Genomic DNA, 23,670 nt, shown 5'->3' with positions numbered 1-23,670 from the left:
TCCCGTTCTGCGTCATCCCGGACGGCCCTGCAGGCTGTCCGGGATGACGCCGGAGGGCCTAGTCCGCCGCCTTTTCCTTGATGTCAGGCAGGAACGCCGCCAGCACGCCCAGCAGCGGCAGGAAGGCGCAGACCTTGTAGACGAACTCGATGCTGGTGACGTCGGCCAGCTGGCCGAGCACCGCCGCGCCGACGCCGCCCATGCCGAACGAGAAGCCGAAGAACAGGCCGGCGATGGTGCCGACCTTGCCCGGCGCCAGCTCCTGGCCGAACACCACGATCGCCGAGAAGGCCGAGGCCAGGATCAGGCCGATGACCACGCTGAGCACGCCGGTCCAGAACAGGTCGACATAGGGCAGGGCCAGGGTGAAGGGCAGCACGCCCAGGATCGAGAACCAGATCACGTACTTGCGGCCGAAGCGGTCGCCGACCGGGCCGCCGACGATGGTGCCGACCGCGACCGCCGCCAGGAACATGAACAGGTACAGCTGGGCGTCGCGCACCGACAGGTGGAAGCGGTGGATGAGGTAGAAGGTGTAGTAGCTGGTCAGGCTGGCCAGATAGAAATATTTCGAGAAGATCAGCACCAGCAGCAGGGCGAGGCCGCCCATCACCTTGCGCGGCGGCAGGCCGTGGCCGACGCGGGCCCGTCCGCCGCCGGCGTTCAGCCGCGCCAGGCCGTGGTGCTTGTACCAGGTCCCGACGTTCCACAGCACGGCGCAGGCCAGCAGCGCCATCAGCGAGAACCCGGCCAGGCTGGTCTGGCCCCAGCGCAGCACCACGAAGGCGGCGGCGATCGGCCCGATGGCCGAGCCGAGGTTGCCGCCCACCTGGAACAGCGACTGCGCCAGGCCGTGGCGGGGCCCGGCGGCCATCCGCGCCACGCGCGAGGATTCCGGATGGAACACCGACGAGCCCATGCCGAGCAGGGCCGCCCCGGCCAGCAGCACCGGATAGTTGCGGGCTATCGACAGCACCAAAAGGCCGGCCAGGGTGAAGAGGGCGCCGGCCGGCAGCGACCAGGGCGTCGGCCGCTTGTCGGCGTAGAAGCCGATCAGGGGCTGCAGCAGCGAGGCGGTGAGCTGATAGGTCAGCGTCACCAGCCCGATCTGGGCGAAGCTAAGGTGGAACTGCGTCTTGAGGGTCGGGTAGATGGCCGGCAGCAGCGACTGCATCATGTCGTTGAGCAGGTGGCAGAAGCTGATGGCGAACAGCACGGTGAACACCGTGCCGCCGGTATCGGCGTTGCGTTGGCGGTCCAGGGTTATGGCGGTCATGCGGCGTGTCCCAACTCGACTTCGACGGCCGGTCAAGATAGGGAAGGAAGGTGGACCCGCAATCGTTGGCGGGTCTTAGAATTTCGCGAGTGGGTCAGATGGTCCGTAACGCCCGCGGCGTCGACTATGAGACTGCGCTCCGCCCGGTGGTGGCGATCGGCAACGACTATGCGCCCAACCATCTGGTCCGGGCGCACCGGCATCCGCTGCGCAGCCAGGTGCTGTATGTCGCCAGCGGCCTCGCGGCGGTGACGACCGGCGACGGGGCCTGGGTCGTGCCGCGCGAGCGCAGCCTGTGGATCCCGCTCGGCGTCGAGCACGAGATCCGCGGCGTCGGCCGCTATTCGACGCACAGCCTGTTCATCGAGCCGTCCGCCGTGGCCGACATGCCCGGGCACTGTCAGGTGCTGGGCGCGACGCCGTTGATGCAGGCGCTGCTGCAGGAGGCGGTGGATCTGCCGCTGGAGTACGACCCCGATGGCCGCGACGCCCTGATCATGGCGCTGCTGCTGGCCGAGCTGCGCCGGCTGCCCGCCCTGCCGCTGTCCCTGCCGTTCCCGCGCCAGGCGCCGCTGGCGGCCCGATGCCGCGCCTTCCTGGCCGCCCCGACCGCGCGGGTCGAGATCGACGACTGGAGCCAGGCCATGGGCATGAGCCGCAGCGCCTTCACCCGCCTGTTCCGTCGCGAGACGGGGCTGAGCTTCGCCGCCTGGCGTCAGCAGGCCTGCGCCCTGGCGGCGTTGCCCCGGCTGTCGGCGGGCGAGCCCGTCACCGGCGTCGCGCTCGACCTTGGCTATGAGAGCCCGGCGGCCTTCACCACCATGTTCAAGCGCGTGCTCGGCGAGCCGCCCAGCCGCTACTTCGCCGCGTCTCAGGCATTGTAGTTCAGCTTCAGGCCCGGCCGCGGCCAGCGGGCCTTGTAGAGCTTGCCGCTGCCCGAGGCGGTGACCCAGGCGTCGCGCATGTCCGACCCGCCGAAGCAGATGTTGGTGCACAGAAGGTCGGGGAAGGCGAAGTGCTCGGTCGAGCCGTCCGGATCGAAGGCGGTGACGCCGCCGTTGATGATGGTCGCCACGCACACCTTGCCGCCGGCCTCGACCGCCAGGCTGTCGAGCAGTTGATAGCCGGGCAGGTTGCACACCACGCGGCCGGGCTGGAACGGCGGGCCCTCGGCCAGCACGCCGGGCTCGACCACTTCGAACGCCCACAACCGGCCCAGATAGGTGTCGGCGACATAGACCACGGTCTCGTCCGGGGACAGGCCGACGCCGTTGGGCGCGATCAGGCCGTCGCGACAGCGCACGATCTTCGAGCCGTCCGGCAGGGCGTAGTAGAGGCCGCCGAACTTGCGGCCGTCCGGCGTCGAGCAGCCGTGGTCGGTGAACCACATGCCGCCCTGGCGGTCGAACACCAGGTCGTTAGGGCCGACCAGGCGCTTGCCGTCGCATTCGGTGTAGAGGGTGCGGACCTCGCCGGTCTTCAGGTCGACCCGCTGGATCAGGCCGCCCTCGTGCTCGGGCGGGGTGGCGCCCGGCACGTTGACGCCGCCCACGTCGTGATAGGTGAAGCTGCCGCCGTTGTTGGTGATGTACACCGCGCCGTCCGGGCCGATGGCCGCGCCGTTGGGGCCGCCGCCGACATCGGCGATGGTCTCGCGCTCGCCGTCCGGCGTGATGCGGCTCAGCGTCCGGCGCTGGATCTCGACCAGGATGATCGAGCCGTCGGCCATGGCGATGGGGCCTTCGGGAAACTGCAGACCTTCGGCGACGAGTTGGCTGTCCATGGACGTCCTCCAGGCCGCTTCGTTGGCGAGCGGCGTTCAGGGGAGGACTATAAACAAGCGTTTGAAAGCGGCGCTAGCCTTCAGATCCGTTCCAGCACCCGGAAGGTGAAGGGGAAGTCGTCGTGTTCGCCGGCGGGGTGTTCCTCGCGCCGCACCTCGCGCCAGCCGGACTCGTCGAAGTCGGGAAAGACGACGTCGCCGGGAACCTCGGCCGCGACCTCGGTCAGATAGACGCGCCGGGCCTTGGGCAGGGCGGCGGCGAACACCGCCGCGCCGCCAATGACGCAGACTTCGTCGACGCCGTCCTCGGCCGCCTGCTCGCGGGCGATCTGCAAGGCTTCGTCCAGCCGTTCGCAGATCAGCGCGCCGGCCGCCTCCTTGGATTCCGCGAACGAGCCGTCCTTGGTCAGGACGATGTTCATGCGGCCGGGCAGGGGGCGGCGTGGCAACGACTGCCAGGTCTTGCGGCCCATGATCACCGGCTTGCCCAGGGTGCAGGCCTTGAAGATCGCCAGGTCGGACTTCAGCCGCCAGGGCAGGCCGCCGTCGCGGCCGATGACGCCGTTGCGGGCGCGGGCGACCGGGCCGACGGTGAGGATCACGGACATGCTGGGGTTCTAGGCCGCGCGGTCGAGGTGCGACAGCCACTTTCGCGCCACCGCGCTTTCCAGGTCGATCCCGAAACGGCGGCAATAGAGCAGCAGCATGCACAGCACGTCGGCGGCCTCGTCGGCCCGGCCGGTCTCGTCGGCCTCGCCCCGGCCGCGGCCGGTGAGGCGCAGATGGGCCTGGGTCAGCTCGCCCAGTTCCTCCTGCAGCTTGAGCAGGGCCCAGTCGTCGTCGCGGCGGACGCCGTAACGCTCGGCGTAGATGTCCGAGACGCGGGCGACCATGTCCGAAAGCGTGTTCAGCGAGGTCACACCGCCACCTGCGCCTTGATGTGCGGATGAGCCTGGTAGTCCTCCAGGGCGAAGTCTTCCAGCGTGAAGCCGAACAGGTCGGTCTTCGGCGCCAGGGTCATGGTCGGGAAGGGCAGGGGCTCGCGGGAGAGCTGCAGTTTCGCCTGCTCGACATGGTTCAGATAGAGGTGGGCGTCGCCCAGGGTGTGCACGAACTCGCCGGGCTGCAGGCCGTTGGCCTGGGCCGTCATCAGGGTCAGCAGGGCGTAGGAGGCGATGTTGAACGGCACGCCGAGGAACAGGTCGGCCGAGCGCTGGTAAAGCTGGCAGGACAGTTTTCCGTCGGCCACGAAGAACTGGAACAGGCAGTGGCACGGCGGCAGGGCCATGTCGTCGACGTCGGCCGGGTTCCAGGCCGAGACGATGTGGCGGCGGCTGTTGGGGTTGGCGCGGATCGCCTCGACCACATTGGCGATCTGGTCGATCACGCGGCCGTCGGGCGCCGCCCACGAGCGCCACTGCTTGCCGTAGACCGGACCGAGCTCGCCCTCGGCGTCGGCCCATTCGTCCCAGATGCTGACCCCGTTGTCCTTCAGCCAGGCGATGTTGGTCTCGCCGCGCAGGAACCACAGAAGCTCGACGATGATCGAGCGCAGGTGCAGCTTCTTGGTGGTCAGCAGCGGAAAGCCCCGCGCCAGGTCGAAGCGCATCTGGCGGCCGAAGACGCCCAGGGTGCCGGTGCCGGTGCGGTCGCCGCGCTGGACGCCGTTGACCAGCACGTCGGCCAGCAGGCCGAGATACTGCCGCTCGGGGTGGTCGTCCGGCGCGGGTCGGGGCGCCAGGATGGGGGCGATGGCGTTCATGGCGCGCCTCCTAACAGAGTCGGCAGGGTCGCGCGATTCGGCCGGGCCGGGGGATCGCTGATTCGGCTTTTCCACAACCGCCTGCGGCCGTCAGCCGGCGAAGCCGCCGGTGTCGAGGAACGCTTGCTCCTCGGCGGTGCTCTCGCGGCCGAGCGCCTGGTTGCGGTGCGGGAAGCGGCCGAAGCGGGCGATGATGTCGCGATGCTCCGCCGCCCATTTCAGGCTGCTCAGGTCGCCGGTGGCGGCGTCGTGCGCCTCGAACAGCTGCATGGAGCGCGCCTGGTCGGCCGGGTCCTCGGAATGTTCGAACGGCAGGTAGAAGAACGGCCTAAGCTCCGGCTCCATCGTCTGGTCGTGGCCGGCGGCGATCGCGTGGCGCGCCACGGCGCGGGCCAGGGGATCAGTGGCGAAGGCGTGGCCCGAGCCGCGATAGAGATTGCGCGGGAACTGGTCGAGCAGGATCAGCAGCGCAAGGGCGCCCTCGGCCGTTTCGCGCCAGTCGTCGTGCTCGCCGCGCGCGGCGGCGTGGTGCACCGGCTCGAATTTCAGCCGGATCGCCTCGTCGAACGCCGCGTTCTTGGCGAACCACTTGTCGGCGCCGGCCTGGCGCCAGAAGCCGACGACGTCTGCGGGATGAGCGGGCACTGACGCGATCTCCTGGTTGGACGAAGGGAACCCGAACCCCGTTTCCCGTTCAAGGGCGGTTCATTCGCCGGGGCGGAATATAGTCCTTGAAGGGACAATCGGCGCGTGTGCGCGCCGGAAAAGGAAAGTCTAAGTCGATGAAACGCCTGATGACGGCGGCCCTGTTGCTCTCGCTGCTCGGCGGGACGGCCGCCCTGGCGGACCCGCCCGACGGCGACCGCGGCCGCTGGCGCGAAGGCGGCGGCCGCCCCGCCGCGCAGAACCCGCCGCAACAGCAGCCCCAGGGCGCGCCGCAAGGTTCGCCCCAAGGCTCGCCCCAAGGCTCGCCTCAGAATGCGCCTGGAGGCGGCCCGCAGCCCTCCTGGCGTCAGGACCGTTCGGACGGGCCGTCCCGCAACGGACCGGACGGCGCGCGCAATCCCCCCGGCTGGGGCGGCGGGCGCGGGCCGGACTGGCGCGACCGCAGGCCCGGGGACCCGTCCACGCCGTCGAACCCGCCAGGACGCCCAGGAACGCCGACGCCGCCTCCCGGCGGGCCCGGCCAACCGTCCACGACGCCCGACCGGCCGGACTGGGGCCATGGCGGACGGCCCGGCGATGGACGTCCCGGAGATTGGCGTCCGGGCGATTGGCGTCCGGGCGACCGGCCGGGGGATCGCCGCCCCGGCGACTGGAACCGTCCCGGCGATCCCGGCCGTCCCGGCTGGAACAACGGCTCGGGGCGGCCGGGCTGGTCAGACCGCGACCGGCCGCGCTACGACCGCCGCTACTACCCGCCGTCCGTCCGGCCGGGCCGCAGCTACCGCGTCGCGCCCTACTACTATCCGCGCGGTTACGGCTATCGCCGCTGGGCCTATGGCGACTATCTGCCGTGGGCGTTCATCGGTCCGCGCTGGTTCGTTCAGGACTGGTGGAGCTACGGCCTGCCGGTCGCCCCCTGGGGCTATGAATGGGTGCGCGTCGGCCCGGACGCCCTGCTGGTCGAGGCCGACACCGGCCAGGTCGTGCAGGTGGTCTACGGCGTCTTCTACTGGTGACGGGCGGCCCGCGCCGCCCTTGCGAGCCCCGGAGCGACCCTCCGGGGCTTTTCGCATCCGCCGCACCCTTGACGCAGGCGCAAAAAAACGGTCGAAAGCGGCCTTCGCTCGCTCGTCGCGTTGCGCGACGGCGGTGAATTCATGCTTGCTGGAGACAAAATCATGCGCGTCTACTACGACCGCGACGCCGATCTCGCCCGCATCCTCGACCGCAAGGTGGCGATCGTAGGCTATGGTTCGCAAGGGCACGCCCACGCCCTGAACCTTCGGGACAGCGGCGTAAAGGACGTAGCCGTCGCGCTTCGCCCCGGTTCGGCCTCGGCCAAGAAGGCCGAAGGCGAGGGGCTCAAGGTCATGACCGTCGCCGAAGCGGCCGCCTGGGCGGACGTGCTGATGGTGCTGGCCCCCGACGAGCATCAGCGCGACATCTATCGCGACGAGATCGCTCCGCACATCCGCGACGGCGCGGCCCTGCTGTTCGCCCACGGCCTGAACGTGCACTTCAAGCTGATCGAGCCCAAGGCCACCATCGACGTGCTGATGGTCGCGCCCAAGGGCCCCGGCCACACCGTGCGCGGCGAATACCAGAAGGGCGGCGGCGTGCCGTGCCTGATCGCCGTCCACCAGGACGCCACCGGCAACGCCCAGGACCTGGGCCTGGCCTACGCCTCGGCCATCGGCGGCGGCCGCTCGGGCGTCATCGAGACCACCTTCCGCGAGGAATGCGAGACCGACCTGTTCGGCGAGCAGGCCGTGCTGTGCGGCGGTCTGGTCGAGCTGATCCGTGCCGGTTTCGAAACCCTGGTCGAGGCCGGCTACGCGCCGGAGATGGCCTATTTCGAGTGCCTGCACGAGGTGAAGCTGATCGTCGACCTCATCTATGAGGGCGGCATCGCCAACATGAACTACTCGATCTCCAACACCGCCGAGTACGGCGAGTACGTCACCGGTCCGCGGATCGTGACGCCGGAGACCAAGGCCGAGATGAAGCGCGTGCTGGAAGACATCCAGCAAGGCCGCTTCGTGCGCGACTTCATGCTGGAGAACATCGCCGGCCAGCCTTCGCTGAAGGCTCGCCGCGCGCTGCTGGGCGAGCACCAGATCGAACAGGTCGGCGGCCGCCTGCGCGCGATGATGCCCTGGATCACCAAGGGCAAGCTGGTCGACAAGGCCCGCAACTAAGTTCTCGGTCGACGCCTCGGCGTCGTCCTTGCGAATCCGCCCGCCCGGCTCCGCGCCGGGCGGGCTTTTTCGTGCTCTAGGCGGCCACCGCCTATGCCGCTAAGAAGCGGCCATGCGCCGCATCACCTCGATCTATCTCGCCGGCCCGGACGCGAGCTTTCCTGACGCCGCGGCGCTGGCGGCGGAGAAGCGCGCCCTCTGCGAGACCGCCGGCTTCGTTCCCGTGCTGTCGGGCGACGGCTTCCTGGTCGAGACCGAGCCGTCCGAGGCGATGGCCCGCGAGATCTACGCCGACCGGGTGTCGCGCATGCGCCTGACGGATGCGGGCATCGTCAACCTGACGCCGTTCCGCGGGCCGAGCTGCGACGCCGGCGCGGCGTTCGAGGCCGGCTTCCTGGCGGCGCTGGGCAAGCCGGTGTTCGCCTACATGAACGTCGCCACCGAGGTCGAGGCCGACCCGCGCGAGCGCATCGAGGCGCTCATCGGCGCCCATCTCGGCGAAGACGGCGTCTGGCGCGACGGCGACGACTGCGAGATCGAGGATTTCGGCTTGCCCGAGAACCTGATGCTATGGGCCGAGGCGCGCCGGCTCTACGTCATCATAACGCCGGACGTGCAGGGCGACCTGACCGGGCTGCAGCTCTGCCTCGAGGCAATAAAGATGTACTCAGATTGAGCTATAGTTTGAGATTGCCCGTTGACGTGCCGACCCATGGTCCCGGCTCATCTAAGGAACCTGCTGCCCGCTTGTCTATCTGAACAAGGCTAGCTGCGCGCATTAGAATCTCTTTTGCAATCCAAGTGAGCTCTCTCAGACCTCGGATTGCCGCCTCTGCGTCGTCAAAATTTATAACGGCTCGGCGTTTGGCATCAAAACCCGCTACCCGGCCGAGTTCGGTATTGAAGCCCCAAGCTGCATGAACAAACTGATTCCTGCGCGTCAATGCTACTGACCCCTTCTCGGATAGTTCATCTAAGAGCTCCTTCAATTCTGGGTCTTCGATAGCGTGTAACGAGAGTGCGTTAAGTTGTTTTGGAAAATTGTCGTTCGAGAGCTCTAGCCATTCTTCATAGCTCTTCCCCGTCAAGCTCTTCCCGGCGCTTGCGAGCAAAATCCGAAATTGCTCAGTAAGCTCCGCCATCTCGCCGATCTTGGCGTGCTCTTCAGGCGTCAGCGAAAGTTGATGTGCTGGAAGGTTTAAGTCGCGCATTGATGATCTACTGGGCGCATTTCAAATCTGCGGTCCCACGCAGGATCGCCTCGACGTCGGGCCGGTGCTTGGCCCCGCCCCGGTCGTGCAGGACCAGGGGCGGCAGCAGGGCCAGCGGCGCCTTGCCGGTCTTGACCGCCCGCACCAGCACCCGCTTTGCCGGTTCATCCGTAAACGGATGAATGCCTAGGACGCGGAACGATCCGGCCTTGGGCGCGAGCAAGGCCAGGAGGTCGGCCAGGCGGTCGGCGCGGTGGATGACGGTGATCGAGCCGCCCTCGCGCACGGCCTTGAGCAGGAAATCGGTCCAGGCCTTCAGGCCGCCGTCGGCGATCCAGGCGCCGCGCCGGGCGGGCGAGGGCGGGCGGAGGGCGGCGGGGTCGTCGAAGAACGGCGGGTTGGCCAGGACCGCGTCGAACGGGGCCAAGCCCAGGCTGCGAAAGCCTTCCGTCACGTCGCCGGCCATCGCCTCGACCCGGCCGCCCAGGCCGTTGCGGGCGATGTTGTCGACGCACAGGGCCAGGGCCTCGGGGTCGCGCTCGACGCCGACGAAGCGCGCGCCCGGACGGCGGACGGCGGCGGAAAGCAGGGCCGCGCCCGGACCGCAGCCGGCCTCCAGCACGCGCTGGCCGGGGCCGGCGTCGCAGGCGGCGGCGAGGAGGGCGGCGTCCAGTCCGGCGCGATAGCCCCGGCGCGGCTGGGCCAGCGTCACCCGGCCGCCCAGCACCTTGTCCTCGGTGTTCGGCTCCGGTGATCGATTCGGCGGCGGCGGGTCGTCCTGGGCGGTCACTGTGCTCGTTTCAAGCCTTGTGCTTGTCTTGACCCTGACCTATCCCGCAACCATTGTCCGCCGCAACCGGCGCGCCTCGCATCGGTCTTGTTCAGGAGCCGGCAGTTTTGGACGCAGTCAACGCGATCCCGGTCCATTCGAAGGGCGCGCCCGCCGGCGGCGTCGACGAACTCGTGCGTCTGTCGGCCGCCGACATGCAGGGGGTCAACGCGTTGATCGCCGCGCGCATGGCCAGCCAGGTGCCGGTGATCCCGGCGCTGGCCGACCATCTGATCGCCGCCGGGGGCAAGCGGCTGCGTCCGCTGCTCACCGTGGCCGCCGCCCGCCTGGCCGGATCGACCGACGAGGCCTGCCTGAAGCTGGCGGCCGCCGTCGAGTTCATCCACACCGCCACCCTGCTGCACGACGACGTCGTCGACAGCTCCAAGCTGCGCCGAGGCAAGGTGGCCGCCCACCTGATCTGGGGCGCCCCCTCCAGCGTGCTGGTCGGCGACTTCCTGTTCGCCCGGGCGTTCGAGCTGATGGTCGAGACCGGCTCGCTGCGGGCCCTGCAGATCCTGGCCAAGGCTTCCAGCGTCATCGCCGAGGGCGAGGTGCTGCAGCTCACCCGCGCCCACGACCTCAATCTCGACCAGGCCACCTATCTGGAGATCATCCAGGCCAAGACGGCGGAGCTGTTCGCCGCCGCCGCCGAGTCCGGCGCGGTGTCGGCCGGCGTCGACGAGACCCGGATCGCCGCCCTGCGCGCCTATGGTCTCAAGCTCGGCCTCGCCTTCCAGCTCGCCGACGACGCCCTCGACTATGGCGGCGCCACCGAGACCCTGGGCAAGAACGCCGGCGACGATTTCCGCGAAGGCAAGGCCACCTTGCCGCTGCTGCTGGGCATCGCCCGTTCCGGCCCGCGCGAGACGGCGTTCTGGGAGCGGGTCATCGGCCGGCTGGAGCAGACCGACGCCGATTTCCGCCGGGCGCGCGAGCTGATCGTCGGGGTCGGCGCGCTGGAGGCGACGCTGGACCTGGCCGCCGACTACGCCGCCGGGGCCAAGGCGGCCCTGGCCGCGTTCCCCGCCAATCCCTGGCGGACGGCGCTGGAGGATCTCGCCGACTTCGCGGTCAGCCGCTCGGCCTGAGGGGCTTTCCCGTCCGGTCTCAGCGCAGGCGGCGGCGCAGCGCCGCCCAGCCGGCGGCGGCCGTCGCCACCCCGGCGGCGAAGATGACGGGCCGCCAGCCGCGCGGCGCGGCCTCCATCGCCAGGGCCGCCAGCGTGAACGCCGCCATGACTAGCCATGCGCGCCAGGCCAGCGCCCCGTGAGTGCGGCCGCCACGGTCCAGCCAGCGTTGATAGACGTGGCCGCGGTGGGCCTGAAACAGCGACAGCCGCGCCCGCGCCCGGTCCAGGAGGGTCAGCAGCACGTCGGTCAGCAGCGGCAGCCCGGCCAGGACCACGAAATAGAGCGACAGCGGTCCGTCGTCGTTTCGGCCCGCCGCCAGCACCGCCAGCCCGGCGGCGAAGAAGCCTGAGAACAGCGCCCCGACGTCGCCTTGGAACAGCCGCCCGCCGGGGTGGTTCCAGGGCAGGAAGCCGAGGCCGGCCGCCGCCGCGATCATGGCCGCGACCGCGATCAGCGGCGCGCCATGGAGGCCGGCCGCGACCGCCAGCCCCGCGAACACCACGATCAGCGCCCCTGGCGCCAGCCCGTTGGCGCCGTCCATGAAGTTGACCGCGTTGCTGAAGGTGACGATCCACAGCACCGTGCCGAGCCCGCCGACGATGGGGCCGAGCGGCAGGATCACGCCGGGGGCCAGCGGCAGGGCTTCGATGCGGCCGACGAAAACGGCGAAGACGGCCGCCAGCAGGACGTCGACCGCCAGCTTGGCCCTGGCGCCGAAGTCGGCCATGTCGTCCAGGGCGCCGAACACGCCGACGCCCGCCGCCAGCAGCAGCAGCCCGCCGATCCGGCCGAGCATCGGCGAGGCGCCGGGCCCCGACAGCCAGGCGAACAGCAGCAGCCCGACCGCGACGCCGGCCATGATCCCGACGCCGCCGCTGGTGGGGGTGGGCCGGCGATGCAGGCCCCGGGCGCGGGGAGCGTCGACGGGCCCGATCCGGGCCACGAGGCCCGCGACCGCTCCCGAGGTCGCCAGCGCCGCGGCGCCGGCGACGATGGCCGCCCATTCCCCCGTCATGGCGTCCTATTTCAGACTGGCGCAGAACCGCTGGATGCGCTGGCAGGCGTCTTCCAGGATATCGTTCGAGGTGGCGTAGGAGATGCGGAAGAACGGCGACAGCCCGAAGGCCGCGCCATGGACCACGGCGACGCCCTCGGCTTCGAGCAGCTCGGAGGCGAAATCCTCGTCGCTGTTGATCACCTTGCCGGTCGGCGCGGTCTTGCCCAGCAGCGCCTCGCAGGACGGGTAGACGTAGAACGCGCCTTCCGGCGTCGGGCAGCGCAGGCCGTTGGCCTGGTTCAGCATCGACACCACCAGGTCGCGCCGCTGCTGGAACAGCTTCTGGTTGGTCTTGATGAAGTCCTGCGGACCGTTCAGCGCCTCGACCGCCGCCCACTGCGAGATCGACGAGGCGTTCGAGGTCGTCTGGCTGATCATCTTGCCCATGGCCTTGATCAGCGGCTCGGGACCGCCGGCGTAGCCGATGCGCCAGCCGGTCATGGCGTAGGCCTTGGATACGCCGTTCATGGTCAGGGTGCGGTCGTAGAGGCCGGGCTCGACCTGGGCGATGGTGGTGAACTCGAAGTCGTCGAACACCAGGTGCTCGTACATGTCGTCGGTCAGCACCCACACGTGCGGATGGCGCATCAGCACGTCGGCCAGGGCCTTCAGCTCGGCGCGGGTGTAGGCGCCGCCCGAGGGGTTGGACGGCGAGTTGAGGATCAGCCACTTGGTCTTGGGCGTGATCGCCGCCTCCAGGTCGGCGGCCTGCAGCTTGAAGCCGTCGGCGGCGCGGGTCTCGACCGGCCTCGGCTCGCCGCCGGCCAGCAGCACCATGTCGGGATAGGACACCCAGTAGGGGGCGGGGATGATCACCTCGTCGCCCGGCGAGACGGTGGCGACCAGGGCGTTGTAGATCACCGGCTTGCCGCCCGGCGCGATGTGAATCTGCGACGGCTTGTAGGTCAGGCCGTTCTCGCGGGCGAACTTGGCGCAGATCGCCGCCTTCAGCTCGGGCATGCCGTCGGGGTCGGTATACTTGGTCTTGCCCTCGCGGATCGCCTTGATGGCGGCGTCCTTGATGTTGTCGGGCGTGTCGAAATCCGGCTCGCCGGCCGAGAGCGCAATGACTTTGCGCCCCGCCGCCTGCAGCGCGCGCGCCTTGGCGCTGACCGCGATGGTGGCGGACGGCTTCACCCGGCGAAGGGTGGCGGATTCAAGCGACATAACCGGGGACTCCCCCTTTTGCTGAAAGGATTGGGCGCTGTTTACGCGGGCTCGCCGGGCGGTGCAATGCGGAGGCGGACGGTTCTTGAATCCGGCCTCAGGAAGCGTCGGCGGCGCGGGCGGCCCTGGCCGGGCCGGCGACGGGAAGGGCGGCGGCGAGATCGCGCACGTGCCGCCAGAGCAGGCCGACCTCCGCGGCGCCGGCCCCGGCGGCCTGATATTCGGCCGCCGACAGGCCGTGGGCGACGCACAGCTGATAGACGGTCCGCGACCGCAGGCCGTAGGGGGCCAGCGGCAGGCCGGTCAGGCGCAGGGCTTCGGCCGCCCGCGAGACCGCCGAGGACTCGACGCCCATGCGCTTCGGCGGGGCCTGGTTGAGGACGATCAGGCCCGGCTTGCCCAGGCGGCGCACCGCCGCGGCCGCGCGCGCGGCGGCGGTGATGTCGAAAAAGGTCGGGCGCCCCACCAGCACGCACAGGTCGGCGACGCCGATGGCGGTGACGAGGTCGCGGTCGGGGGCGTTGGGCGTATCGATGAACACATAGTCGCAGCCCTCGCGCTCGGCGGTGACGCGCAGGGTGAACAACTTGCCGACGGTGGTCTCGACCAGGCCCGGGCCGGGGCTCTGGCGGGCGCGAAGGCTCTGGCCGACCGATCTTTGTCCGTCCACGTCGGCGATGACGACGCGCGCGCCCTCGGCGAAGGCCGCCAGGGCGAGGTGCAGAGTAAGGGTGGTCTTGCCCGATCCGCCCTTGCTCGAAATGATGGCGATGGTGCGCATGCCGTCCGCCAAGTATCCGAAGCGTTCCCCCGTCGCCATTCCCCAGGAAGACTCTGCGGTTCAGGTGGGCGAACCTTGGAGAGGGTCGGCAAGCGTAAATGTCGTCTATACATGATTAATGTGACAAACAGCGGAAGCTCCGTCGAGGAATAAGCGCGCCGGACGCAAAATTCCTCTCTGCGGCCTCGTCGGCGTCCGGGCGGGCCGCTATAAGCGGTCGATGCGTCGACTCTTCCAGTTCGTCCTCAACATGGACGCCCGCGCCTGGCGGACCCTGGCCGTCTCGTTCCTGCTGTTCGGCGGCGTCGGCGTCGTCTTCCTGTTCGGCGCGCAGATGCTGGGCTTCAACGGCGAGGCGACCGTGGAGCGCTGGCTCGGCCTCGCCTCGCACGGCCCCTGGGCGCTGCCGGTGGCGGTCGGGGCCTTCGCGGTGCTGGCCTTCCTGGGCGTGCCGCAGTTCGTGCTGATCGCCGCCGCCGTGGTCGCCTTCGGCCCGTGGACAGGGTTCCTCTACAGCTGGATCGGCACCCTGGTCTCGTCGGTGGTCGGCTTCTGGCTCGGGCGCCAGTTCGGCGCCGGCGTGCTGCGCGACTTCGCCGGCGAAGGCGTCAACCGCTTCATGCGGCTGATCGGGCGCAACGGCCTGACCGCCAGCCTGATCGTGCGGCTGGTGCCCTCGGCGCCGTTCATCGTGGTCAACATGGCCGCCGGCGTCACGCCGATGCGCTTCGCCGATTTCCTGATCGGGACGGGGATCGGCATCGTGCCGAAGATCGCCCTGACCGCCTTCGCCGGCAATTCCATCGTCCAGGCGATGAAGGGGGGCGGGCGCCAGCCCATCGTCATGCTGGTGCTGGCCGCGGCGATCTGGATCGGGGGCGGCCTGATCGCCCGCCGCTGGCTCAAGGCCCGCGAGCAGGCCGAGAGCTGAGGCCTCAGCTCCCGCCGTCCAGGCGATAGGCCTCGCGGGTCGCCCGCCGCCAGTTGCGGATGATGTCGCCGAACCATTTGACGCGCGCCGCGTCGCTCAGGCCGTCGCCGTCCTCCAGCCAGACGATCAGGGTTTCGGTGATGAAGCCGGTGAACTGCCGCGCGGCGAAGCGGGCGCGGTCCTCGGCCTGGGCGTCGCTCCCGGCGGCGGGCGCGAGCAGCGGATAGACGAAGCCGGCCAGCAGGTCCTGATAGGCGTCGCACCATCGGCGCGCCTCGGGATCGGCGCGCCCGTCGCGCAGCAGCAGCAGGAAGGCGGCGCGGTCCTGGCGCGCCTCGTTCAGCAGCCGCATCTGGCCCGAGCCGTAGCCGGTCCAAGGTTCGGCGGCGGCGGCCTTCAGGCGGTCCAGCACCCGTTCGAACAGCGCGGCGGCCAGGGCTTCCTTTGACGGAAACAGGCGGTATATCAATATCTTGGCCATGCCCGCGCGGTCGGCGATGTCCTGCATGGTCGCCCGCTGCAGGCCGAACTCGGCGAAGGTCTCGGCCGCCGAGCGCAAGATCAGCTCCCGCCGTGCGGCGCGGTCGACGCGGGGCTTGGGGAGGCCCTGGCGGCCGCGTCCGGGCGCGGGGCGAGGGGAGGGATTTGCATCGGCCATGTTCGATGATACCTAAAATGAAACCATCTGGTTTCAAAATCTAAATCCAGGAGGCGGCGATGGGCGTGGGCGGCATGGTCTGCGGGGCGGCCCTGGCCGCCGCCGTCCTGTGGGCGGGCGCCGCCACGGCGGGCGAGGCGCCGTCGGCCGCCACCGTGCGCCGCCAGGCCGAGGTCGCCCGCGAGCTGCCGTTCGAGGACCGCCGTGATTTCGACTTCGCCTCGCGCGGTTACCTCGGAACGCTCAAGGACCCGGTGATCCGCCGCGCCGACGGCGGCGCGGCCTGGGACCTCTCGGCCTACGATTTCCTCAAGGGCGAGGCGCCGCCGACCGTCAATCCGAGCCTGTGGCGGCAGGCGCAGCTGCTGGCCATGAGCGGCCTGTTCGAGGTCGCGCCCGGCGTCTATCAGGTGCGCGGCTTCGACGTGGCCAACATCACCTTCATCCGGGGAGCCGCGGGGTGGATCGTCGTCGATCCGCTGACCTCGCTGGAGACCGCCAGAGCGGCCTACGCCCTGGTCTCCGACAAGCTCGGGCCCCGCCCGGTGACGGCGGTGATCTACACCCACAGCCATGTCGACCATTTCGGCGGCGTCCGGGGCGTGGTCGACCAGAAGGACGTCGACGCCGGCAAGGTGGCCGTCGTCTCGCCGCAGGGCTTCCTCAAGGAAGTGGTCAGCGAGAACGTCATCGCCGGCCCGGCCATGACCCGCCGGGCCCAGTACCAGTTCGGCCACCTGCTCGCCCCTTCGCCGACCGGCCAGCTCGGGTCGGGCATCGGTCTGGGAATCTCCAAGGGGACGATCACCCTGATTCCGCCGACGGTCAGCATCGAGCGCACCGGGCAGGAGCTGACGCTCGACGGGGTGCGTTTCCGGTTCCAGGTGACGCCGGGCACGGAGGCGCCGGCCGAGATGAACTTCTACCTCCCGGACCTGCATGTGCTCGACATGGCCGAGAACGCCAACGTCACCATGCACAACGTGCTGACCCCGCGCGGGGCGCTGGTCCGCGATTCCAAGGCCTGGGCTGACTATCTGACCGAGTCGATCCGCCTGTTCGGCGACAAGAGCGACGTGATGATGACCAGCCACGGCTGGCCGCGCTTCGGCGGCGCGGCGATCGCCGACTTCCTGGCCGACCATCGCGACGCCTACAAATACCTGCACGACCAGAGCGTGCGGATGATGAACCAGGGCATGACCGGCGATGAGATCGCCGCCCGCATCGCCCTGCCCAAGACCCTGGCGCGGGAGTGGTTCGACCGCGGCTACTACGGCAGCCTCAGCTTCAACAGCCGCGCGGTCTATCAACGCTACATGGGCTGGTACGACGCCAATCCCGCGCACCTTGAGCCGCGGCCCCCGGCGGACGTCGGCAAGCGCTATGTCGAGGCCATGGGCGGGGCGGCCAAGGTGCTGGCCATGGCCCAGGCGGCCTACGACCGGGCCGACTACGCCTGGGCGGCCGTGCTGCTCGACCATCTGGTCATGGCGGGGGGCGATCCGGCGGCCAAGGCCCTGCTGGCCCGGACCTATGACCAACTGGGCTATCAGAGCGAGAACTCGCTGGCGCGGAACATGTACCTGACCGGGGCGGCCGAGCTGCGCGACGGCGTCAGGCGCGGGCCGGCGGGCCAGGTCTCGGCGGACCTCGTGCGCAACCTGCCGTCGGAGATGATCTTCGACCTGCTGTCGGTGCGGCTCGACGCCGGCAGGGCGGGGGACGCCCGGCTGAGCCTGGGGTTCGTGTTCCCCGAGCGCGGCGAGCGCTTCGTCGTGCAGGTCCGCAACGGCGTCCTCGTCCCGCAGGCCGCGACCGGGAGCGAGCGGACCGACGCCGTCCTCACCGCGCCGCGCGCCGTGCTGCTCGACGCGCTGTTCAATCACGTCCCGTTGCAGGCCAAGATCGCCAGCGGCGACGTCAAGCTGGAGGGCGATGCTTCCGCCTTCGCCCGGCTGGCGGGGTGGTTCGATGCCGCGCCCGCCGATTTTCCGATCGTTACGCGCTGAGCAACCGGCCGCTCTCGCGAAATTCTTGCGTCATGGATCGAAAAGGGCTGCTCTCGCGCAAAAAGCTTGCTCGATTCCGCCTGGATGTGTAGGAGGAGCGTTATGAACGGCCGCCGCGACCTGCTTTCGCTCCTGCTTATCAGCCCCTGGGCGCTCTAGGGGCCGCGCTTCGTCGCGGCCGGGCGTGCAGGGGATCTCGAAAGCCCGCCGCCCGACAAACGCACCAGACCGACGAGCCCTTCCCATGACCTCCGTATCCGACGCCGCCGCCAAGCGCGAGAACGTCATCATCTTCGACACCACCATGCGTGACGGCGAGCAGTCGCCGGGCGCCTCCATGTCGCTGGACGAGAAGCTGGAACTCGCCAAGATCATGGAGGAGATGGGGGTCGACGTGATCGAGGCCGGCTTCCCTATCGCCTCCAACGGCGATTTCGAGGCCGTGCGCGAGGTCTCGAAGATCGTCAAGGAAAGCACCATCGCCGGCCTGTGCCGGGCGCACACCATGGACATCGACCGCTGCGCCGAGGCGATCAAGCCGGCCAGGCGCGGCCGCATCCATATCGTCATCGCCACCAGCCCGCTGCACATGAAGCACAAGCTGCAGATGGAGCCGGGCGACGTGCTGGACGTCATCGCCCGCACCGTCGGCCACGCCCGCAACCTGTGCGACGACATCGAGTGGTCGGCCGAGGACGCCACCCGCAGCGAGCGCGAGTTCTTGCGCCGCGCGGTCGAGACGGCGATCAAGGCCGGCGCCACCACCATCAACCTGCCCGACACGGTCGGCTACACCTATCCGACCGAATACGCCGACCTGTTCCGATACATGGTCGAGAACGTCGACGGGGCCGACCGGGTGATCTTCTCCACCCATTGCCACAACGACCTGGGCCTGGCGGTCGCCAACAGCCTGGCCGGGGTGCAGGGCGGGGCGCGTCAGGTCGAGTGCGCCATCAACGGCCTGGGCGAGCGGGCCGGCAACGCCGCGCTCGAGGAAATCGTCATGGCCCTGCGCGTGCGCGGCGACCGGCTGCCCTACGACACCCGCATCGACACCACCCACATCACCCGGGCGTCGCGCTACGTCTCGGCGATCACCGGCTTCCCGGTGCAGTACAACAAGGCCATCGTCGGCAAGAACGCGTTCAGCCACGAGAGCGGCATCCACCAGGACGGGATGCTGAAGAACCGCGAGACCTACGAGATCATGCGGCCCGAGGACGTCGGCCAGGCGCCGTCGAGCCTGGTGATGGGCAAGCACTCCGGCCGCCACGCCTTCCGCGCCAAGCTCAAGGACCTGGGCTACGAGCTGGGCCAGAACGCGCTGAACGAGGCGTTCGGCCGGTTCAAGGATTTGGCCGACCGCAAGAAGCACGTCTATGACGACGATATCGTCGCCCTGGTCGACGACGCCCTGGCGCGGGGCGCCGAGCGCATCCGTGTCAAGAACCTGCGCGTGGTCGCCGGCACCGAGGGGCCGCAGGAGGCGCAGCTGACCGTCGAGATCGACGGCGAGGAGCGTTCGGCCAGCGCCACCGGCGACGGCCCCGTCGACGCCGTGTTCAACGCCATCCACGTGGTCGCTCCGCACGGGGCGACGCTGCGCCTGTTCCAGGTGCACGCGGTCACCGAGGGCACTGACGCCCAGGCCCAGGTCTCGGTGCGGCTGGAAGAGGACGGTCGCATCGCCACCGGCCAGGCCGCCGACACCGACACCCTGACCGCCAGCGCCAAGGCCTATGTCAACGCGCTCAACAACCTCTTCGCGCGTAAGGAAAAGACGCGGCCCGACCCGGCGATCGCCAGCGGGTTCTGAGCCGGCTCAGTCGACGACGCGCAGGCGGGGCGCCGTGGGGCGGCGCTCGGCCTTGATCTCGGCGCCGAGGTGCGCGCCCTCGGCGCAGGCGAAGCCGTAGCCGTCGAGCAGGCGGCACAGGGTGCGGCGGGCGTCGGCCGACACCATGCGGCTGGCGTCCACCACCAGCGCGCCGCCGGGGCGCAGCATGGCGGCGGTGTTCGCGGCCAGGGCCGCCGCCGATTCAGCGTGCTCGCAGCCCACCACCAGAAGGACGTCGCACCGCTCGTCGGCCGACGGGCAGGTGGCGCGGCGCGCCGCCTCGACCCGCTGGTAGCCGCGCCGCCACAGGCCGCTGATCGCGTCTCCTGCCTCGGGACCGGCGACGCTGATGGCGCACAGGGGCGTGGCTTCGGCCAGGCCCAGCATGCGGTCCAGGGGCTCGTCGTCGGCCGCCTCGGGCAGGCCCAGGAAGAACAGGGCCGCGCGGTTCCAGGGAGAGGGTTTCATGATGCAAAGCCTTTCAGATGTCGCCGGGGACGCCGAAGCGCCGGTTTCGCGACGATCCGGAATCTGGTCCCGCCGGCGTAAGGCTTCGATGGCGATCGGCGGCCCGGCGCATAAAGATTCCCTGATGCGGCGGCGGCGATGATCTGGATCGCCGCGACGGTCGCCGCCGCCGCCCTGCAGGTGGCGCGCAACGGCCTCCAGCGCAGCCTGATGGCCGGGGCGGGGCCCTGGGGCGCGACCTTGGTGCGCTTCCTGTTCGGATTGCCGTTCTCGCTGATCCTGGCGGTCGTCGCCTGCCTGCTGACGCCGGGCGCCCGCCCGAGCTTCTCGATCGGGTTCTGGGGCGTGGCGGCGGCCGGGGCCCTGGCCCAGGTGCTGGCCACCGCCGCGCTTCTCGTGGCGATGCGGCGCGGCGGCTTCGCCGTGGCCACGGCCTTGCAACAGAGCTCGCTGCCCCTGGCCGCCATCCCCGGCCTGTTCGTGTTCGGCGACCGGCTGAGCGCCACGGCCTGGATCGGCGTGGCCGCGACCAGCGCCGGGCTGGCGGCGTTGAGCTGGCCCCGGCGCGGCGCGGCGGGCGAACGGCCGGCGACGGGCGCGGTGTTCGGCCTGGCGTCCGGCCTGGCCTTCGGGTTCTCGCTCAACGCGTTCCGCCGCGCCGGCCTGGAGCTGGAGCCGGCGCACAGGGTCTATGCGGCGATCGTCAGCCTCTGCGTCGTCCAGGCCATGCAGGCGGCCGGCCTGGGCCTTTACCTGGCGGCGCGCGACCGGGCGGCCCTGCGCGCGGTGGCGGCCGGCTGGCGCGCTTCGGTCGGGGCGGGCTTCTTCGGCGCGGCGGCGTCCGCCTGCTGGTTCATCGCCGTGGCGTTGTCCCCCGCCGGGCCGGTGAGGGCGGTCGGGGTGATCGAGGCGCCGATCGCGGCGCTGGCCGGGCGGCGGTTCTTCAAGGAGACCCTGCGTCCCGCCCAGATTCTGGCCGGCCTGGCCGTCCTCGCCGGGGTGGTGATGACGTCGTTGTGGTGAGCCGCCGCGACTCGATCACGGCCTTGAAACTGTGGGGGATTCTTAAAAGTCCTTGAAATGTCTTTTTTAGCAGGGCACATCGGCTCATCCGACCGCTGAGCAGAAGGCGAAGAGCGCGGCCGCGTCTTGGGGAGACGCGTGACTGACGCGGTTTTCGGCCGGCGTTGGATCATGCTCGTCCGCATCATCACCCCAAGGCCTTTCATGTTCGGCTCTATCTTCGGCGTCATCTCGAACGACATCGCCATCGACCTCGGCACCGCCAACACGCTCATCTATATGAAGGGCAAGGGCATCGTCCTGAACGAGCCATCGGTGGTCGCCCTGCGCAACGTCGGGGGGCGCAAGGTCGTGCACGCCGTCGGCATCGAGGCCAAACAGATGCTGGGCCGCACGCCTGGGCACATGGAGGCCATCCGCCCCATGCGCGACGGGGTCATCGCCGACTTCGAAGTCGCCGAGGAGATGATCAAGCACTTCATCCGCAAGGTTCACAACCGCAAGGGCTTCGTGAACCCCAAGGTGATCGTGTGCGTGCCGTCCGGCGCCACGGCGGTCGAGCGCCGCGCCATCAACGACAGCTGCCTGAACGCCTCGGCCCGCCGCGTCGGCCTGATCGACGAGCCGATGGCCGCCGCTATCGGCGCCGGCCTGCCGATCCACGAGCCGACCGGCTCGATGGTCGTCGACATCGGCGGCGGCACCACCGAGGTGGCGGTCCTGTCGCTGTCGGGCATCGTCTATTCGCGCAGCGTCCGCGTCGGCGGCGACAAGATGGACGAAGCCATCATCAGCTACATGCGCCGGCACCATAACCTGCTGATCGGCGAGACCACCGCCGAGCGCATCAAGAAGGAAATCGGCACCGCCCGCGCGCCGGCCGACGGCGAGGGCCTGGCCATCGAGGTCAAGGGCCGCGACCTGATGCAGGGCGTGCCGCGCGAAGTGCGCATCTCCGAAAAACAGGCCGCCGACGCCCTGGCCGAGCCGGTCAGCCAGATCGTCGAGGCGGTCAAGGTCGCCCTGGAAGCCACCCCGCCGGAGCTGGCCTCCGACATCGCCGACAAGGGCATCATGCTGACCGGCGGCGGCGCGCTGCTGCGCGGCCTGGACGCCGAAATCCGCGACCACACCGGCCTGCCGGTCACCGTCGCCGACGATCCGCTGTCCTGCGTGGCCCTGGGCTGCGGCAAGGTCCTCGAGCATCCCAAGTGGATGAAGGGCGTTCTGGAATCGACCCTCGTCTGATAGCTCTCTAGCAAGCGCGGGGGCGCGGAGGCGCGGACGTGTCCTTACGGGACGGACCTTTCGGCGATCTCAAGGTTCCGCTGACCTGGACGGCGGCGGTGGCGCTCATAGTGGCCGCCGTCGCGGCCGTGGCGTTCCTGATGAGCGACCGTCGCGAGACCCTGCAGGCTTCCGCCTACGGGGCCAGCAAGAACGTGGTCGACACGGTCGAGGCGCCGGTCGGCGGCGTGATCTCCGCGCCCGTGCGCTGGGCCGGGGCCGGGATCGACGGCGTGCGAGGCTATTTCTTCGCGATCTCTGAGAACCGTCGCCTGCGCGCCGAGCTGATCGAGGCGCGGCAGTGGCGCGACAAGGCCATGGCGCTGGAGGACAAGACCCGGCGATACGAGGCCATCCTCGGCCTGAAGACCGATCCGCCGATCCCGATGGTGGCCGCCCGCGTGGTGATGGACGCCCGCGGCCCCTTCGCCAACACCCGGCTCGCCAATGCGGGCAAGGAGGCCGGCGTCGTGGTCGGCAATCCGGTGATGAGCGAGCGCGGCCTGGTCGGCCGGGTGATCGGCGTGGCCGACGGGGCCAGCCGCGTGCTGTTGCTGACCGACATCGCCTCACGCACGCCGGTGATGATCGAGCGCACCAACGCCCGGGCCATCCTGACCGGCGACGGCGGCTCCGACCCGCGGCTCGATTATCTGCGCGGCCGCGATCCGGTGAAGGCGGGCGACCGGTTGCTGACCTCGGGCGACGGCGGCGTCATGCCCCGCGGCCTGCCGGTGGGCACGGCGGTCAAGGGCGTCGACGGCGGCTGGCGGGTTCGTCTGGATTCCGACTACGCGCCGATCGACTATGTCCGCATCCTGAAGTTCAAGGATTTCACCCAGGCCGTCAGCGAGGCCCAGCTCGAAGCCTCGACGGCGTCGCCCCCGACGACGCAGGCCGCTCAGGCCGCCGCGCCGGCCGCCCAGGCGCCGGCCGTCGCCAAGCCCGCGGCCGTCAAACCCGCCGCCGCTCCGAAGCCGAAGCCCGCGCCGGCCAGGCAGCCCGAAACCGCCGCGCCCGCCGCCGGCGCGGACGCCGCCCAGCCGGGCGGAGGCCAGGTATGAGCGGCTTCCAGGCCACCCGGCCGCTCGACCCCTGGCGGTGGCTGGTCGCTCCGACCCTGATCTGCGTCGTGGCGACCATCTTCCTGGCCATTCCGTTGCGGGTGTTCGGCCTGCAGCTTCCCGAGTTCGTCTTTCCGCTGGCGCCGGCCTTCGCCTGGGCGGTGATCCGGCCGTCGATCCTGCCGCCGTTCTTCCTGCTCGGGATGGGCCTGTTCCTCGACCTGTTCTGGGGTGGTCCGCTGGGGCTTTGGGCGATCTCGCTCCTGGCCGCCTACGCCGGGGTGCTGGCCACCCGCAGCGTGATGAACAACCAGGGCCCCCTGGTGATCTGGGCCTGGTACGGGGCGGCCTGTCTTTTGGCCACGGGCACGGCCTACATGCTGACCATGCTGGATTCCATCGCCGTGCCCAGCCTGATCGGGGCGGGGTGGCAGGTGCTGGTCAACGCCGCGCTCTATCCGTTCGCGAACCGGCTGATCCAGCGCTTCGAGGACGCCGATGTCCGCTTCCGGTGATGGGCGTCC

At 70.1% G+C, this 23,670-nt stretch carries 25 protein-coding genes; 12 read left to right on the top strand and 13 right to left on the bottom strand.

The annotated features are described in order from the left end of the window. Window positions 1–58 precede the first annotated feature (58 nt). Window positions 59–1,276: an MFS transporter gene (locus C5708_RS03535; protein ID WP_278253697.1), complete on the bottom strand. Its 1,218-nt coding sequence runs from the start codon at window positions 1,274–1,276 to the stop codon at window positions 59–61. Between the two features lie 98 nt (window positions 1,277–1,374). Between C5708_RS03535 and C5708_RS03530 the strand changes: the two genes are divergently transcribed. Further along, window positions 1,375–2,160, top strand: coding sequence for a helix-turn-helix transcriptional regulator (locus tag C5708_RS03530; protein ID WP_242917869.1), 786 nt, complete (start codon window positions 1,375–1,377; stop codon window positions 2,158–2,160). Here the strand turns inward: C5708_RS03530 and C5708_RS03525 are convergent. From C5708_RS03525 to C5708_RS03505, 5 genes are all read right to left on the bottom strand, one after another. Next, the gene (locus C5708_RS03525) at window positions 2,148–3,059 is read right to left on the bottom strand and encodes an SMP-30/gluconolactonase/LRE family protein (RefSeq protein WP_242917867.1); all 912 of its coding nucleotides are present in this window, start codon (window positions 3,057–3,059) and stop codon (window positions 2,148–2,150) included. The two genes, C5708_RS03530 and C5708_RS03525, sit on opposite strands and share 13 nt — an antisense overlap. A gap of 80 nt (window positions 3,060–3,139) precedes the next feature. Beyond that, on the bottom strand, window positions 3,140–3,667 hold the full coding sequence (locus tag C5708_RS03520) for a dihydrofolate reductase (RefSeq protein WP_242917865.1): 528 nt from the start codon (window positions 3,665–3,667) through the stop codon (window positions 3,140–3,142). Between the two features lie 9 nt (window positions 3,668–3,676). Further along, window positions 3,677–3,979 (bottom strand): phosphoribosyl-ATP pyrophosphohydrolase, encoded by a 303-nt coding sequence (locus C5708_RS03515; protein ID WP_347566993.1) that lies wholly within the window; start codon window positions 3,977–3,979, stop codon window positions 3,677–3,679. Further along, window positions 3,976–4,821: a thymidylate synthase gene (locus C5708_RS03510; RefSeq protein WP_242917863.1), complete on the bottom strand. Its 846-nt coding sequence runs from the start codon at window positions 4,819–4,821 to the stop codon at window positions 3,976–3,978. The genes C5708_RS03515 and C5708_RS03510 overlap by 4 nt, the downstream gene beginning before the upstream one ends. 90 nt (window positions 4,822–4,911) lie before the next feature. Then, window positions 4,912–5,466 (bottom strand): DUF924 family protein, encoded by a 555-nt coding sequence (locus tag C5708_RS03505; protein WP_242917861.1) that lies wholly within the window; start codon window positions 5,464–5,466, stop codon window positions 4,912–4,914. A gap of 137 nt (window positions 5,467–5,603) precedes the next feature. Here C5708_RS03505 and C5708_RS03500 point away from each other — a divergent pair, with 137 nt between their 5' ends. The 3 genes from C5708_RS03500 to C5708_RS03490 all read left to right on the top strand — a co-directional run bounded on the left by C5708_RS03500 (window position 5,604) and on the right by C5708_RS03490 (window position 8,361). After that, window positions 5,604–6,503, top strand: a complete 900-nt coding sequence (locus tag C5708_RS03500; protein WP_242917859.1) for an RcnB family protein — start codon at window positions 5,604–5,606, stop codon at window positions 6,501–6,503. A 162-nt stretch (window positions 6,504–6,665) separates the two neighbouring features. After that, complete coding sequence (gene ilvC / locus C5708_RS03495) at window positions 6,666–7,685, top strand: ketol-acid reductoisomerase (RefSeq protein WP_242917857.1); 1,020 nt, start codon at window positions 6,666–6,668, stop codon at window positions 7,683–7,685. 112 nt (window positions 7,686–7,797) lie between these two features. Then, on the top strand, window positions 7,798–8,361 hold the full coding sequence (locus C5708_RS03490; RefSeq protein WP_242917855.1) for a nucleoside 2-deoxyribosyltransferase: 564 nt from the start codon (window positions 7,798–7,800) through the stop codon (window positions 8,359–8,361). A gap of 1 nt (window position 8,362) precedes the next feature. On the opposite strand, the gene C5708_RS03485 is transcribed toward C5708_RS03490, so the two are convergent. Together C5708_RS03485 and C5708_RS03480 are read right to left on the bottom strand one after the other, a co-directional pair. Then, window positions 8,363–8,896, bottom strand: coding sequence for a hypothetical protein (locus tag C5708_RS03485; protein WP_242917853.1), 534 nt, complete (start codon window positions 8,894–8,896; stop codon window positions 8,363–8,365). A 7-nt stretch (window positions 8,897–8,903) separates the two neighbouring features. Next, window positions 8,904–9,686 (bottom strand): methyltransferase domain-containing protein, encoded by a 783-nt coding sequence (locus C5708_RS03480; RefSeq protein WP_242917851.1) that lies wholly within the window; start codon window positions 9,684–9,686, stop codon window positions 8,904–8,906. Between the two features lie 194 nt (window positions 9,687–9,880). Here C5708_RS03480 and C5708_RS03475 point away from each other — a divergent pair, with 194 nt between their 5' ends. Continuing rightward, a complete protein-coding gene (locus C5708_RS03475) occupies window positions 9,881–10,816 on the top strand; it encodes a polyprenyl synthetase family protein (RefSeq protein WP_242918059.1) in 936 nt (311 codons plus the stop codon). Window positions 10,817–10,835: 19 nt separating this feature from the next. Here the strand turns inward: C5708_RS03475 and C5708_RS03470 are convergent, their stop codons facing one another. The 3 genes from C5708_RS03470 to C5708_RS03460 form a co-directional block, all read right to left on the bottom strand. Beyond that, window positions 10,836–11,873, bottom strand: coding sequence for an MraY family glycosyltransferase (locus tag C5708_RS03470; protein ID WP_242917849.1), 1,038 nt, complete (start codon window positions 11,871–11,873; stop codon window positions 10,836–10,838). 6 nt (window positions 11,874–11,879) lie between these two features. Then, window positions 11,880–13,082 carry a pyridoxal phosphate-dependent aminotransferase gene (locus tag C5708_RS03465; RefSeq protein WP_242917847.1) on the bottom strand — a complete coding sequence of 401 codons (1,203 nt, stop codon included), beginning with the start codon at window positions 13,080–13,082 and terminating at the stop codon, window positions 11,880–11,882. A 97-nt stretch (window positions 13,083–13,179) separates the two neighbouring features. Beyond that, entirely contained in the window at window positions 13,180–13,863 is a 684-nt protein-coding gene (locus C5708_RS03460; protein WP_242917845.1) for a ParA family protein, read from the bottom strand. Window positions 13,864–14,083: 220 nt separating this feature from the next. Here C5708_RS03460 and C5708_RS03455 point away from each other — a divergent pair, with 220 nt between their 5' ends. After that, window positions 14,084–14,794, top strand: coding sequence for a TVP38/TMEM64 family protein (locus C5708_RS03455; protein ID WP_242917843.1), 711 nt, complete (start codon window positions 14,084–14,086; stop codon window positions 14,792–14,794). Window positions 14,795–14,798: 4 nt separating this feature from the next. Here C5708_RS03455 and C5708_RS03450 read toward each other — a convergent pair whose 3' ends face one another. Beyond that, complete coding sequence (locus tag C5708_RS03450; protein WP_242917841.1) at window positions 14,799–15,353, bottom strand: TetR/AcrR family transcriptional regulator; 555 nt, start codon at window positions 15,351–15,353, stop codon at window positions 14,799–14,801. Window positions 15,354–15,511: 158 nt separating this feature from the next. Here C5708_RS03450 and C5708_RS03445 point away from each other — a divergent pair, with 158 nt between their 5' ends. Both C5708_RS03445 and C5708_RS03440 read left to right on the top strand, forming a co-directional pair. Next, entirely contained in the window at window positions 15,512–17,464 is a 1,953-nt protein-coding gene (locus C5708_RS03445; RefSeq protein WP_242917839.1) for an alkyl sulfatase dimerization domain-containing protein, read from the top strand. Window positions 17,465–17,708: 244 nt separating this feature from the next. Next, window positions 17,709–19,283, top strand: a complete 1,575-nt coding sequence (locus tag C5708_RS03440) for a 2-isopropylmalate synthase (protein ID WP_242917837.1) — start codon at window positions 17,709–17,711, stop codon at window positions 19,281–19,283. Between the two features lie 6 nt (window positions 19,284–19,289). On the opposite strand, the gene C5708_RS03435 is transcribed toward C5708_RS03440, so the two are convergent. After that, complete coding sequence (locus C5708_RS03435) at window positions 19,290–19,772, bottom strand: hypothetical protein (RefSeq protein ID WP_242917835.1); 483 nt, start codon at window positions 19,770–19,772, stop codon at window positions 19,290–19,292. Window positions 19,773–19,910: 138 nt separating this feature from the next. Here C5708_RS03435 and C5708_RS03430 point away from each other — a divergent pair, with 138 nt between their 5' ends. From C5708_RS03430 to C5708_RS03415, 4 genes are all read left to right on the top strand, one after another. Then, window positions 19,911–20,795: a DMT family transporter gene (locus tag C5708_RS03430; protein ID WP_242917833.1), complete on the top strand. Its 885-nt coding sequence runs from the start codon at window positions 19,911–19,913 to the stop codon at window positions 20,793–20,795. A 204-nt stretch (window positions 20,796–20,999) separates the two neighbouring features. After that, complete coding sequence (locus tag C5708_RS03425) at window positions 21,000–22,043, top strand: rod shape-determining protein (protein ID WP_242918057.1); 1,044 nt, start codon at window positions 21,000–21,002, stop codon at window positions 22,041–22,043. A 38-nt stretch (window positions 22,044–22,081) separates the two neighbouring features. Further along, the gene (mreC, locus tag C5708_RS03420; RefSeq protein WP_242917831.1) at window positions 22,082–23,146 is read left to right on the top strand and encodes a rod shape-determining protein MreC; all 1,065 of its coding nucleotides are present in this window, start codon (window positions 22,082–22,084) and stop codon (window positions 23,144–23,146) included. After that, window positions 23,143–23,661: a hypothetical protein gene (locus C5708_RS03415; protein ID WP_242917829.1), complete on the top strand. Its 519-nt coding sequence runs from the start codon at window positions 23,143–23,145 to the stop codon at window positions 23,659–23,661. Before mreC ends, C5708_RS03415 begins: the two co-directional genes overlap by 4 nt. The last annotated feature ends 9 nt before the right edge of the window (window positions 23,662–23,670 follow it).

Source organism: Caulobacter sp. CCUG 60055 (assembly GCF_022750545.1).
Classification (GTDB): domain Bacteria; phylum Pseudomonadota; class Alphaproteobacteria; order Caulobacterales; family Caulobacteraceae; genus PUIC01.
The sequence above is the reverse complement of the archived record's forward strand: the minus strand, read 5'-3'. Positions and strand labels throughout refer to the sequence as shown.

Coding starts and splice junctions, on each gene's coding strand:
- C5708_RS03535 (WP_278253697.1), bottom strand. CDS start 1,276: ATGACCGCCATAACCCTGGACCGCCAACGCAACGCCGATACCGGCGGC.
- C5708_RS03530 (WP_242917869.1), top strand. CDS start 1,375: ATGGTCCGTAACGCCCGCGGCGTCGACTATGAGACTGCGCTCCGCCCG.
- C5708_RS03525 (WP_242917867.1), bottom strand. CDS start 3,059: ATGGACAGCCAACTCGTCGCCGAAGGTCTGCAGTTTCCCGAAGGCCCC.
- C5708_RS03520 (WP_242917865.1), bottom strand. CDS start 3,667: ATGTCCGTGATCCTCACCGTCGGCCCGGTCGCCCGCGCCCGCAACGGC.
- C5708_RS03510 (WP_242917863.1), bottom strand. CDS start 4,821: ATGAACGCCATCGCCCCCATCCTGGCGCCCCGACCCGCGCCGGACGAC.
- C5708_RS03500 (WP_242917859.1), top strand. CDS start 5,604: ATGAAACGCCTGATGACGGCGGCCCTGTTGCTCTCGCTGCTCGGCGGG.
- ilvC (WP_242917857.1), top strand. CDS start 6,666: ATGCGCGTCTACTACGACCGCGACGCCGATCTCGCCCGCATCCTCGAC.
- C5708_RS03490 (WP_242917855.1), top strand. CDS start 7,798: ATGCGCCGCATCACCTCGATCTATCTCGCCGGCCCGGACGCGAGCTTT.
- C5708_RS03485 (WP_242917853.1), bottom strand. CDS start 8,896: ATGCGCGACTTAAACCTTCCAGCACATCAACTTTCGCTGACGCCTGAA.
- C5708_RS03475 (WP_242918059.1), top strand. CDS start 9,881: ATGCAGGGGGTCAACGCGTTGATCGCCGCGCGCATGGCCAGCCAGGTG.
- C5708_RS03470 (WP_242917849.1), bottom strand. CDS start 11,873: ATGACGGGGGAATGGGCGGCCATCGTCGCCGGCGCCGCGGCGCTGGCG.
- C5708_RS03465 (WP_242917847.1), bottom strand. CDS start 13,082: ATGTCGCTTGAATCCGCCACCCTTCGCCGGGTGAAGCCGTCCGCCACC.
- C5708_RS03460 (WP_242917845.1), bottom strand. CDS start 13,863: ATGCGCACCATCGCCATCATTTCGAGCAAGGGCGGATCGGGCAAGACC.
- C5708_RS03455 (WP_242917843.1), top strand. CDS start 14,084: ATGCGTCGACTCTTCCAGTTCGTCCTCAACATGGACGCCCGCGCCTGG.
- C5708_RS03445 (WP_242917839.1), top strand. CDS start 15,512: ATGGGCGTGGGCGGCATGGTCTGCGGGGCGGCCCTGGCCGCCGCCGTC.
- C5708_RS03440 (WP_242917837.1), top strand. CDS start 17,709: ATGACCTCCGTATCCGACGCCGCCGCCAAGCGCGAGAACGTCATCATC.
- C5708_RS03435 (WP_242917835.1), bottom strand. CDS start 19,772: ATGAAACCCTCTCCCTGGAACCGCGCGGCCCTGTTCTTCCTGGGCCTG.
- C5708_RS03430 (WP_242917833.1), top strand. CDS start 19,911: ATGATCTGGATCGCCGCGACGGTCGCCGCCGCCGCCCTGCAGGTGGCG.
- C5708_RS03425 (WP_242918057.1), top strand. CDS start 21,000: ATGTTCGGCTCTATCTTCGGCGTCATCTCGAACGACATCGCCATCGAC.
- C5708_RS03415 (WP_242917829.1), top strand. CDS start 23,143: ATGAGCGGCTTCCAGGCCACCCGGCCGCTCGACCCCTGGCGGTGGCTG.